The following is an 11,871-nucleotide window of genomic DNA, read 5'->3' as shown; positions in this document are numbered from 1 at the left end:
CGCTGCCGACCAGTGACATCGGACGCGAACCTGGCACCAGAGCCGGGCAAACCCCCTCCCGCCCGTCCGGCCGCCCACAGCGCCCGGTCGGCGAATGCGGCGAGAGCCTGCGCGGCCAGCTCCTGGACGCCGCGGGCACGGGCCCGGTCGTCGAACCCGCCATACGCCCCGAAGTCCCGCCCGGCATCCACCGTTTCGAACAGAGCGTGTCCCGAAGACTGCCGGAAGCCGGGCCCACCTGCTTTCCGCTGAGCTTCGTGAACGCCATAACCGGCATGGCCGTCGCCGAGAACTCCGCTCTGGGCACCAGCACCCTGGCCGATCTGCGCGGACAGCTCTGCCGCCGCACAGCCCGACCCGTCGCGGACTTCCTCGACCTCACCCGTATAGGCTCCGTTCAGGCGACCAGCCGCAGCTGCCCGACCACCCGGTTCGTTCCCGGATCAGGGCAGGTTCGCAGCCCGTGGTGCACGGCGCCTCGGAGCGGACGTGCCCGCCGCGCACAGCGCGGGAGCGTTCTCTCTCCCAGCGCTGCGGCTGCTGCCCGAAGGGGCTCAGCCGCCGAGCGATCCAAGGCGCTGATGGTGTGCGGTCGGTCATGGGGTGATCCCTTCCACAGGGCTGGTCGATGCGGTGGCGCAGGTGGTGCAGCGGCCGTCGCCGTCGGGGCGGGTGCGCCGGGGTGTTGGTCCGGGGCAGGTGCGGCACAGCGGCCAGCCGAGGCAGGCCGGGCAGAGGCCTTGGCCGGGGGCGGTGTGGGGAGCACCGCAGTCGGCGCACTCGGCGAGTGCCCGGTGGGTCAGGGCCTCGGTCACCGTGCGGGCGGCAGACGTGGTGGACGAGTGCGAGGTCACCGGCCCCGCGGGCGGCTCGTCCTTGGGGGGCGCTGCGCGGTGATGGCCGACGAAGGTGTCGGGTGGCGGGTAGGCCTGGGCGGCGCGCAGGCGGGCGGCGATGATCGCCCCGACCGAGGTACGCACCGGGTGGGGCAAGGGCCGGTCGGTGATGACGTGGTGCAGCTGCTCCGGGCTCCAGCCGGCCTCCATCATCGCGGTGGCCACGCGGCCCTGATCAGTCAGCGCCTGCTCGGTCAGCAGCAGTTCGGGACGGCTCGCTCCGATCTCGAGCAGCAGCCGGATCCCCGGATGCAACTCGTCCGCCGACGAGGGCGCTGGTGTCTGCGGCTGCTCCGTTGCTGCGAGCGTCCGCGCGACGTCGCCGCGGCCGCACGGACGGAGGGCTCTGGTGTTCTGGGGGTTGGTCTTCTTCGGGTTGGTGTTCTTAGGGGGCCGATGAACCGACGTCGGGCTATCCACCGGTGGAAAACCCGACATCGGTTCCGGCCTGCTGTGATGCAGGCCGGGCAGGTCGGTGATGACGTACGCGGCCGCGCCGAGGGTGCCATCCGGGTTGCGCTCGCGTTCCCTCAGCAGGAAGCCGTGCTTCTCCAGCTCCCTGAGCCCGCTCTTCACGGCCGCCTCGCCGTCGCAGCCGCGGCGCGCCAGGTCGGTGACGGTCATCCGCCAGCCGTCCCGGTGCGTGCTGATCAGTCCGAACAAGCCCTTCGCCTTGAAGGACAGCCTGCCGTCGCGCAACAGGCCGTTGGCGATCTGGGTGAACTTATCCGCCGCCATGACCCCGCGCCGGATCCCCGCCCTCAGGCTGCGCCCCGCCTCGCCGGCCGGGACGGAGGCGAACGCTATACCGGCCGCCTGCATAGAGTCGGCGTCCGTGGCCCCCGGTCGGTCCGTGATCGAGTAGACGATCTCGCCGAGCGTCCCGTTGTCGTGCCTCAGCTGTTCGCGAACGAGGTAGCCGTACTTCTGCAGTTCGCTCAGGCCGGCGCGTACGGCGTCCCGCCCGTCAGGCCCCGCTCTCACGAGGTCGGCGACCGTCACCTGCCAGCCGGTCCGATGGGAGCTGATGCAGCCGAAGATCCCTTTCGCCTTGAACGAGAGCCGGGAGTCGCGGAAGAGCCCGTTGGCGATCTGGGTGAACTGGTCCCCTGCCATCACCCCACGGCGGATCCCCGCCCCGAAGCGGCTCATCGCCATCCACCCCGCGCCAGGCCGCTGACGCCATGGGGCGCGTCCGCGGGCTCGACGGGAGCGGGGTTGCCGGGTGAGTAGAGGTGCGCGAGATCCATGCCGTCAGCCCATCCAGCGCCCCCGACCACGCCGGCGGCCATCAGCCCCGACCATCGGTCACGATCCGGCGACATGCGCACCGGTCTGCCGTGGTGGGGCTCATGGTCGGGCCGACCACGAACCCCACCACGGGGCCTTGGAGGCCTGCGCAATCGCGGCCGCGCAACGGGGTCGGCCTGTGCTGCGCATCGGGCTGCGCAACGAATCCAGCAGTCCTGCGCAGCCGGCACGTGCAGCCGACTGCGCACACCGCCGGAGGCACATCGGCCTTGGGGTTGCGCACGGCAGAGCGTGCGCAATCGGTCTCCGAAGGCTGATTCCTGGAGACGGCGGTCGCCCGGTTCGTGGGCGGCCTGTCCCACTGCGCTGTCCCCGGATCTCTTTAGCGAGCTCCTCATCGCCGCCGCCTTCACGGCCGTTGCCGGCTCTGTCGTGCCCGGCCCTGGTCCAGGCCCGTGGTCAACCATCTGGGTTCTGGTGGTCGATGCAACACCTCAGCTCAACGGCGTAGCCCGATTGCGCAGCCACGGCATTCAAGGCATGCACCGCAGCTTTGCAGTGGAACTTCGAACAGGAAACTGATGACAGGTGTGACCGCGTCTGCTGACGCCGTGGAGGAAGTCACGTCAGCCAAGCCGGACTCGGGTGCTCTGGACGGCCAGTTGACCGCCTGGCTGGTGGACCGGGCGAAGGCCGACGAGATCAGGCGGAGCGGAGAGGGCGGGCTTCAGACCCCGCACGGGGTCTCAGTCGCTGTCGTCGTACGGCTCTGCGAGCCGCAGTCCGAGGTCGTCCAGCCACTGCTGGACCCACATCCGCAGCTCGGTGATCTGGTGGGGGCTCATCCCGTAGGCGGCGTACTCACGGTCGGAGGTGAAGTCGGTCGAGGTCTTGCCTGAGGCGGGAGACGAGGTCGTGGGCCTGGATGGCGTATCCGCCGGCCGGCACGAGGCCGTAGGTGGTGCCGCAGGCGAGGACGTCGCTCAGCAGGCGGCGGTGCAGGTCGGGAAGTTTCACGCTGCGGCAGCGGTCACCAGCTGTGGGAAGCGCTGCTCCCAGCAGGTACGCACGGGCCGGCCGAGGGCGATGCGCAGCCGTGGCCAGTGGCGCAGGAGAAGGTCTGCGTTGAGGTAGCGGGTGAGGTCTTCGCGCAGGCCGTTGGTGAGCACGATGCGGTACAGGCCCACAAGGAGCTGTTCGTCGTCGAGGTCGAAGCGGGTCAGCCCGGACCAGGCCAGGTGCAAAGGCAGCTCCACACTCCCGCTGTCGGGGCCGGAGAGCTCCTCGAGGCTCGCCGGGAGGCGTTCGGCCAGGTGAGCCCAGCGGGTGGAGGTTGCGGAGCCATGCGCGGTCACTCCACCAGTATGGCGTACCTCAGAGGGCGTGCACGCGTCGTGCGACGACCGCGTCGCCCGGACGTCTGCCCGACCCCTACGGCATGCGGGTGCCGTGCCGGCTCGGGGGAAACCCGGCACGGCACCCGCACTCCCATCTTCCAGCCGCAGCGGCCGGGATGCCCTGTCGTGGGCGCGTCTTCTTCTCAAGGATGGGATCGGTCTCCGGCTTCGGGGAGGCGCCGCGCCTGCGCTGGACCTCGTCACGGATCCGGTTGAGCTTGTGCCGCACGCGCTGGCCCGTCCGGGGCGGTCGGCCCACGCAGCGGTCGCCTGGCTCGGGAGCCGCGGGCCGGACGCGATGTCTCCTGTCCTCATCTCATGGCCAGCCCGTGGTCGGGCCTGTGGTCGGGCCGACCACGACCCCGACCACGGTCTTTGTGTCCTCTTCGTGAGCAATTGGCTCCGCGACCGCTGTCTCCGCACCGCGCTGATCGCCCTGGACGGCTCCCCTGTCCCGCCGCCTTCACGGCGGATGGCGACGTCGCTCGGGCCCTGCCCGGGATGTGGTCGGGGTCGTGGTCGGGCCGGCCATGACCCCGACCACGGTTTTTGTGTCCTCTTCGTGATCGTGGTCGGCATCTCGTGGTCGGTGGTCAGGTCGGGGGCGACGGGTTTTCTCAAGGTCAGCAAGTACACGTTCTGACCTGGGAGTTTGACCATGTCTCCTGGCAAGCAGGCTGCGGAGGGCGAGGCCGGCGCACCGACGGCCGCGGGCGCCCGGCTGGAGAGGATGCGCAGGCGCGTCCGCCTCTCCCGACTGGCTCTGTGCGCCGCGATCGCGGCCGGCCCGGTCGCGCTGGGCATCGCGGTGCTGTCCGGTCCGGCCACCGTGGCGGCCGCCCCTTCCACGAAACCCACCGCCGTAACCACTGCGGCGGTCGGGCCCGACCCGGCGGGCTATGCGCAACTGTTCGTCGGCGCATGGCTGCGCAGCAACGCCGGCGACGCCGAGAGTGCGCAGGCGCGGCTTGCGCAGTCGATGGCGCCGGACGTCGACCTGCCCGGTCCGGCCGCCGCTGCGCATGCTGCCCTCCAGTCCGTGACGGCCGTGCGCAGGGCGCAGCTTGAGGTCGGCGCGTGGTCGGTGACGGTGGCTGCGCAGTACGCCGACGGGCGGTTGCGCTACTACGCCGTCCCGGTGGCCACCGACCGTAGGGGCGCCTCGTTCACGGTGACCGGCGCGCCCGCCGTGGTCGCCGGCCCGGCGCGGGCCGAGGTGCCGACGTCGCCGTACGGCGTGAGCGTCCCCGACGGTGCGCTGTCCTCCGCCGTCGGAGAGTTCCTCTCCGCCTACCTGACCGAAGCCGGCGAGGTCGACCGCTACCTCTCGCCCGGCGTGAACCTCACCGCCGTCTCCCCCGCCCCGTACCAGGCGGTCTCCGTTCAGCAGGTGTCCGCCGTCGAACAGGCCGCGGCCGCCGGACAGGTCCCGGCCGACGGCACCACGGTCCGCGTCCGCGTATCGGTGGAGGCCCGGGATGCCGGCGGCCGGTGGCCGCTGGCGTACGAGCTCACGCTCAAGGCCCGCTCCGGCCGGTGGGAAGTCGCCGCACTTGAGTCCGGGACCGCCCAGGGCGGGGGTGCGCGGTGAACACGATGCACAGCCTGATGCTCGCCGGGCAACTGGACGATCTAGGCAACAGCTGGATCACCATGTTCAAGAACTGGGCGACCAAGGGCCTGCAGACCGGTCTGCTCACTCTCGTCGTCGTCATCATGATCCAGAAGTTCTCGCTGAAGGCGGGGATCGGCGCCCTGCTGCTGATGGTGATCGCGCTGGGCCTGTACAACGCGCGCGACAGCCTCGCGAACATGTTCACCGACGAGGTGAAGAACCCGTCCAAAGGCGCACCCGCCGTCCCCGGCATCGTCCAGACCGAGCTCCCAGCCTCCCGTGACCACTCGCCGGGTGCCGGAGGGTGGCTGTGACCGCGGCCGCGGCGCGGGTGGGCCGCTTCTACACCACTGCCCGCCGCCACCCCTGGGTGCTGGGCAAGGTCGCCGACTGGAAGATCCCCCTCGGCCCCTACACCCCCGCGCAGATCGCGGTCGCGGTCGGTGGCGGCTTCCTCCTGATCAAGGCCGTCAGCTGGTGGTCGTGGATGGGTCCGATCCCCATCGTCGCGTGGCTGTTGGCCATCTGGGCGGTGCGCCGGCCGAAGATCCGGGGCCGTGCGCCGCTGCAGGCTGCGTTGGGCTGGGTGCTGCTCGGCTGGCAGCCGAGGGGAGGGCGGATCGGCGGGCGGGCCGCCCGCGACCGGGCGGCCCGGCCGCTGCTCGGCGGCTTCACCATCGAGGACGCGCCCGCGCCGGACCCCGCTATCAAGGCCTCACCGTCCCGTGCGGCTCGCCCGCGTGCCCCTCGGGCGCCGCTTCCGCGGCCGGCCACCGGTCGTTCGTCCGTGCCCCGCACGCAACTGGCGGCTCCCCAAGTGCCGGTGGGGCCGGCGTCGGGTGTGCAGCAGCTGCTCGCGCTCGCCCAGCAGAGCGGGGGTGCGCGGTGAGGGTTCCGATCCGTCACATCGCCGGGCACCTGGTGTGGTCGACGCAGGGCAGCGTGTGGGCCCTCTACCGGCTGCACCCGGGCCCGGACCCGCAGGGACAGCGGGAGGAGACCGTCCAGGGCACCTATGTGCCCGCCGCGGTCCGCGACGAACAACTCGCCAAGACCACCCACCTGATCCGCTCTTTGTCCGGGGCACCGCGGCTGTTCGGTCTGTGCGCGCAGGTTGATCCCGGTGAGATCGCCCTCAGGATGATCGAGGGCCTCGAGCCGGCCGGGCAGGCCCCGGGTGAGGGTCGGCACCCGTGGGTGGAGAACGTCGAGGCCACCCTGGATCTGCTGGACGACCAGGAGATGCACCGCCGCACCCTGTGGCTGGCCGTGCCCCTGCAGACCGAGACAGGCGGCCTGCAGGTGTCGGCGTCCCTCGGCGCGGCCTGGGCCGAGATCGCGCCGATGCTCGGCATGCGCCCGGCGCCGGTGGCGCGGCGGGAGGTGAGCGCCTACCGCGAACAGGCCGGCCGGGTGGAGGCCGCGCTCGCCGGCGGCATCGCTGTGCGCCCCGCCCGCCCGGCGGAAATCGTGTGGATGATCCAGCACGCCCTGCACCGCGGCCTCGCCGAACCGCTGCTGGCCGAGGCCGAGACCAGCGAGCTGTATGGCGGGCACCTGCGTGAGGGGGTGCTGCGCTCCCCGAGCTACGCCGACCTCGGCCAGGTCCGTCTGCAGGAAGGCGGCATCGACCCCGACCTGGACGAGGTCGAGGAGCTCACGAGCGCGGGCTGGATCACGCGGTCGGGCCGCCAGGCCTGGTGGCGGCTGAGCACTGGCTCTCCCCTCGGGCGGCGCTGGCTGCAGGTCGAAACGGACGCCGGGGTGGGCTACCAGGCGCAGTTGGCGCTGGCCGAGTGCCCGCCCGCCGTCAGCCAGGACGCCGCAGACCTGTTCGCCCAGCTGGAGACGCTCGACTTCCCCGTCGACTACACCGTCGACCTCACGCTCGTGCCGGCGGAGAAGGCTCGGGATCAGGTGCGGCGCAAGAAGAACGAGTTGATCGACCAGGCCGACCAGTACGACGCCCGCCCCACCGGCATGCCCGCCTCGCTGACCGAGGCCGCCCGCGACCTGGGGGAGCTGGACGCCCGCCTGTCCCGTACCAGCGTGGAGGTCGAGGTGCAGTCGGTGACCGTGCTGACGGTGTGGGGGCCGACCGCCGCCGTCTGCGACGCCAGGGCCCGCGCCCTGGCCGCCCTGCTCGGCGGCGCCGACTACCGCGCCGTGCGCCCGGCCGGCCTGCAGGAGGCCCTGTTCACCCTGGGCCTGCCCGGCACCGTGCGGCCCGGCGTCGTTCGGGAGTTCACCCAGCACCAGATCAGCGAGGACTGGGCGCTCTGCGGGGCCTTCACCGCCGCAGAGGTCGGCGACCCGAGCGGGATGTTCCTCGGCATCGACCTGGACTGCGGCACCACCCGACCCGTCATGATCAATGTGGCGGATGCGCCCAAGGTCGACGCATCGGCCTCGATGGGCATCGTCGGGGATCTCGGCGCGGGCAAGAGCGTGCTGCAGAAGCTGATCGCGGAGGCGGTGTGGGCGCGCGGGGGCTGCGCGATCTGCATCGACCGCACCCCCGTACGGGAGTGGGCCACCTTCGCCCGCACCGCGGCCAAGGGGCGCGTCCAGATCATCGACGCCGCCCAGGCCGAGGTGTCCATCGACCCACTGCGGATGTTCGACGGGCCCGAGGGCCGCCACTACGCCCTGTCCTACCTCACCCTGCAGCTCGGCCTCGGCCCGATGAGCACCCATGGCGAGGTCCTCCACCACGCCGTCGAGCGGGCCGCCCTCAGCGAGGCCCCTTCCATGCACCGCGTCCTTGAGGTCCTCGACGAGATGGCCGCGCGCGAGGGGGGCAAACGGCAGGACGCGGCCGCCACCCTCGCCGGCCTCATCCGGGTCGTCGCCACCAACTCTCTGGCCCGGATGGTCTTCGACCCGACGCTGCCACCGGTGCGGCTGGACGCCTCCAGCGCCTGCGACATGATCGTCATCACGACGACCGGGTTGAAGCTGCCGCCGAAAGCCGCGTTCGACAAGCCGGAAGTGCTGCACCAGCAGCCGCTGGAGGCACTGATCGGCCGCGCGGTGCTCTACCTGATCGCCGCGATCGCCCGGCAGACCGCGTTCGAGGACCCCGAGCGGTTCACCGCTGTCGTCCTGGACGAGCTGTACTGGCTCACCTCGTCCGCCGAGGGCACCGCCCTGGTCCACGAGATCCTCCACGACGGCCGCAAGCACGGTGCCGGTCTGCTGGGCGCTTCCCACGACGCCGAAGAGCTCGGCCCGGATCGCGGGCTGATGGCCTATCGCGCACTCGCCCGCACGGCTGATCGTGAGCGAGCCCGCCGCGGACTGGAGTTCGTCGGGCTCGATCCGAACGACGGCGAGCTGCTGCGGCTGGTGACCACCGGCCTGTCCCCGGTCGGGCAGAAGGGCCGCGAAGGCGAGTTCCTGCTGACCTGTCCGCGGCAGAACACCGGCCGTATCAAGGTCTCCATCCCCCGCATCCCGCGCATCACCGCCTCCATCACCACCACGCCCGGACGCCGCCCGAGCGCTGCCCCGCCCTCCGTGCCTGTCGCCGGTGAGGCCGTAACGGCCCGTCCGAGGGAGCACGTGCGATGACCGCTTCGTCCTGGGACCGCTCCCGGCGCGTCGCTTCGGCCGCGAGTGTCCTCACCGTGACCGCCGTCGTCATCGGCGCGGTCGTCCTCGCCCTCACGGTGGGCGTGCCAAAGACGTGGTGGCCGCACACCGGACAGGTCTTCACCGCCGGCACCCGCACCGCGCACCACGATCCCTGCGCCCTGGTCGTCGGCCCGGGCAAGGCGTACTGCGAGCGCAGCGCCACGACCACCGCAGCCGGCCGGCCGGACGTGGCCGGTGCAGCGTGGAGGCTGGCGACCGCGGGTGCGGGGGTGGCTGCCCTGGTGGTGTGGCGGCTGCGGCACTCGGCCGGGCAAAGGCGGCACTGACGTGTTCCGTCCAGACCGCGCGACTCTGCGCTCGGCCGGCGTCCTTGTCCTGCTCACCGGCGTGTTCCTCCTGGTGAACACCCAGGTCGTCTACGCGGCCGGCAGCGACAGCGGAGGCCTGCTCGCCCCGTTGAACATCTACTCGTCCGAGGGTGTGCCGATCGACGGGTACGACCTGAACGCCTCAGGCGGCTCCATCGTCGCCTTCAAGAGCCAGGCACTGGCCTTCGCGCTGTCCGGTCTGTTCACTGTGATCCGGCTGCTGGTCGGCCTGGCAGGGTGGGCGATCGAGGTGGCCTTCCGGTTCCCGCTGCTGAAGGTCCTGACCCGCCCGGCGCAGAAGGCCGCCGACACCTACGACCACGTCGTCGTCGACACGCTCGGGCTCAAGGGGCTGCTGCTCGCGTGGGCGTTCACGTTCACCGGCTTCCTGATCGTGCGGGGCCGCGTCGGCCGCGGTCTGGGCGAGATGTTCCTGACCCTGCTCATCGGGGCGCTGGCCGCGTCCGCGTTCGTCCGCCCCGACTACCTGCTCGCCCAGGACGGGCCGCTGGGCCAGGGCCAGCAGGTGGCCGCCGAGGTGGCCCAGCAGAGCGTCAACTCATACGACTGGGGCGGCAAGCTCGCAAGCAAGGGCCCGTGCGACGGCATGGCCAGCAACGCCGAGCTCAAGTGCCTTCAACTCGAGGGCGAAGGGCCCGTCTCCGCCAAGGAGGTGGCCCGCCCGATCCAGGACTCGATCACCAACGCGCTGATCGTCAAGCCGTACATGCTGCTGCAGTACGGGCGGATCCTGGACCCGGCCAAGGAATCCGACCGCACCGCCTACGCACTCCATCTGAAGTGGGTCATCGGCGGATACAAGGCAGGCGGCCCCTCGGACAAGGCGAAGGACGCCTGCAGGCTGGTCCACGGCCCGGGCAAGCAGTACTGCCAGCGCAACGCCGACGCCTCCCCCGGCAGCGGTGACCGTCTGCCGGAGTTCACCCCCGGGGGCGAGCTGCTGGACTCCTCCCACGCGATCGTCACCGACGAGGACCGCGAGTTCTCCGCCTTCCTTGAGGACATGAAGAAGGCCGGCCCGGTCGGAAAGTCGTGCGCCGCCTACGCGGAAAAGCCCACCTGGTGGCGGGTCGGCGGCGCCGCCCTGCTGCTGATCGCGGCGCTGTTCATCTGCGGCATGCTCCTGTCCAGCGCCATCGTGATGCTGGGCACCCAGGGCATCTGCGCCGCGGCCGCAGCCGCCGGAGGGGTCACCTTCGTCGCCGGCATGCTGCCCGGGCCCGCACGCCAGTCGGTGTGGAAGTGGCTGTCGCTGTGGGGCATCGCGGCCCTCGCCCTGGTCGCGGTGTGTGCGTTCGTGCCGTTCTTCGGCATCGCCGTGGACGCCACCATCACCAACGGGCCGGATTTGATGGTGGAGCGGATCCTGCTCATCGACGTCCTGGCCATCGCCGGTGCGGCCGGACACCGCCGCCTGCTGACCGGTATCACCTCCTTCGGCCGGCGCATGGCGATGCGGATGCGCTACGCCAAGGTCGGCGGCACCCACATGCCCGGCGACACCTCCGAACTCGGCGCCGCACTCGCCATGAACTCCCCCGCCGCACTCGGCGGCTACGGCGGCGGGCTGCGCGCCCTCACCGGCGGCGGTGGCGGCCGGTACGGGCTCCTCGGCACCCGCCACCGGCTCATGGGCGCCCTCACCTCCCTGTTCGACGGCGCGGGCATGCCCGTGGACACCGGCGGCATGCTTGCCGACGCCACCGCCGAAGCCGGACGCGGTCTCGCCCCGCTCACCGCGGCGGCCGCCGTCGGCGGACTCAGTGCGCGGCTGGGTGTGAAGGGCGCGCACTGGCTGCTGATCGGCAAACGGCCGGACAGGGAGCATCTGGCCAAGTGGCGCAAGCCCACCGCCGACGGCGACGACCCGCAGGCAGGCGGCCCCTCCAGCGGCGGTCCCTCCGGCGGCGGTCCGGGCGGGCCGGGCAGCGGCGGGCCGGGCAGGCCCGGCGGCCCGCCCGACCGCTACCGCAACGCCGGGGGCCAGATCATCGACCGCACCACCGGCCGAGTCCTGCACGACCAGTACGCCGACCGCACCCTGCTATCGACGCGCGCCCACAACCGGCTGGTCCGCTTGCGCGGCTACCGCATCCTCAACCGGGGCGGCCGTGCCGCGTACGGGGCGACGGTCGGCCTGCCCGCCCACATCCGCCGCGCCCGGGCGGGCGGCTCGCGCTACGCCCAGGACGCCCGCCAGCAGGTGCGGGTGTGGGGCAACACCGTCCGCGAGGACGGCCGGGCGTGGGCGGACACCGGACGGCACGTGGCCCGGGTCATGCGCGAGCACACCGACGACCGCGGCGGCATGGGCCCCTTCCACAGCCGCCGCCTCCCGGCCCCTGCAGCGCCGGCCACCACCCGGGGCGCGGGAACTTCCCCACGTCCGTCCGCGCCCCGCACCCCGGCAGGCCGTACAGGTACGGCCGCGGCAAGGGCCGGCACGCCGCCTTCCCCGGTCGGCGGCCACACCTCTGCGGCGGACCCGGGGCCTTGGCCCTGGCCGGGGCCCGGATACACCCCGCCCCGCACAGGCGGCGCGCCCGGCACGGCGGACAGGCCGGTCCTGCCCGGCGGTCAGAGCGCACGGGGTGGGGCGCGCGACGAGGCGCGCGCCCGGATGCAGGAGCTGCTGCGCAGGACCGCGCCCGAAGCCGAGCGGCTGCGCCGAGAGCGAGCGCGGCGGCGTGACGAGGGCGGTGAGAGCGAGTGAGCCAGGCCCGGGC

General features: G+C 72.3%; 9 protein-coding genes. 6 read left to right on the top strand and 3 right to left on the bottom strand.

The genetic code is table 11. The features are described from left to right. Positions 1-596: 596 nt before the first annotated feature. The 3 genes from ASC56_RS34470 to ASC56_RS34465 all read right to left on the bottom strand — a co-directional run bounded on the left by ASC56_RS34470 (position 597) and on the right by ASC56_RS34465 (position 3,502). Positions 597-2,048, bottom strand: a complete 1,452-nt coding sequence (locus tag ASC56_RS34470; protein ID WP_055495546.1) for a hypothetical protein — start codon at positions 2,046-2,048, stop codon at positions 597-599. Positions 2,049-3,008: 960 nt separating this feature from the next. Beyond that, positions 3,009-3,164, bottom strand: coding sequence for a hypothetical protein (locus ASC56_RS40900; RefSeq protein ID WP_159039778.1), 156 nt, complete (start codon positions 3,162-3,164; stop codon positions 3,009-3,011). Beyond that, on the bottom strand, positions 3,161-3,502 hold the full coding sequence (locus tag ASC56_RS34465) for a hypothetical protein (RefSeq protein ID WP_063785050.1): 342 nt from the start codon (positions 3,500-3,502) through the stop codon (positions 3,161-3,163). The genes ASC56_RS40900 and ASC56_RS34465 overlap by 4 nt, the downstream gene beginning before the upstream one ends. Positions 3,503-4,202: 700 nt before the next feature. Here ASC56_RS34465 and ASC56_RS34460 point away from each other — a divergent pair. The 6 genes from ASC56_RS34460 to ASC56_RS34435 are packed head-to-tail and all read left to right on the top strand — an operon-like array spanning position 4,203 to position 11,858. After that, entirely contained in the window at positions 4,203-5,135 is a 933-nt protein-coding gene (locus ASC56_RS34460; RefSeq protein WP_055495545.1) for a conjugal transfer protein, read from the top strand. Further along, positions 5,132-5,473, top strand: a complete 342-nt coding sequence (locus ASC56_RS34455; RefSeq protein ID WP_055495544.1) for a hypothetical protein — start codon at positions 5,132-5,134, stop codon at positions 5,471-5,473. Before ASC56_RS34460 ends, ASC56_RS34455 begins: the two co-directional genes overlap by 4 nt. Then, a complete protein-coding gene (locus ASC56_RS34450) occupies positions 5,470-6,048 on the top strand; it encodes a hypothetical protein (RefSeq protein WP_055495543.1) in 579 nt (192 codons plus the stop codon). The genes ASC56_RS34455 and ASC56_RS34450 overlap by 4 nt, the downstream gene beginning before the upstream one ends. Further along, positions 6,045-8,732, top strand: a complete 2,688-nt coding sequence (locus tag ASC56_RS34445) for an ATP-binding protein (RefSeq protein WP_055495542.1) — start codon at positions 6,045-6,047, stop codon at positions 8,730-8,732. The genes ASC56_RS34450 and ASC56_RS34445 overlap by 4 nt, the downstream gene beginning before the upstream one ends. Next, positions 8,729-9,082, top strand: a complete 354-nt coding sequence (locus ASC56_RS34440) for a hypothetical protein (RefSeq protein WP_055495541.1) — start codon at positions 8,729-8,731, stop codon at positions 9,080-9,082. The genes ASC56_RS34445 and ASC56_RS34440 overlap by 4 nt, the downstream gene beginning before the upstream one ends. A 1-nt stretch (position 9,083) precedes the next feature. Then, positions 9,084-11,858: a hypothetical protein gene (locus tag ASC56_RS34435; protein WP_055495540.1), complete on the top strand. Its 2,775-nt coding sequence runs from the start codon at positions 9,084-9,086 to the stop codon at positions 11,856-11,858. The last annotated feature ends 13 nt before the right edge of the window (positions 11,859-11,871 follow it).

The organism is Streptomyces sp. TP-A0356 (assembly GCF_001417775.1).
In the GTDB taxonomy this organism is placed as follows: Bacteria; Actinomycetota; Actinomycetes; order Streptomycetales; family Streptomycetaceae; genus Streptomyces.
This window is presented reverse-complemented; position numbering and strand designations above follow the sequence as displayed.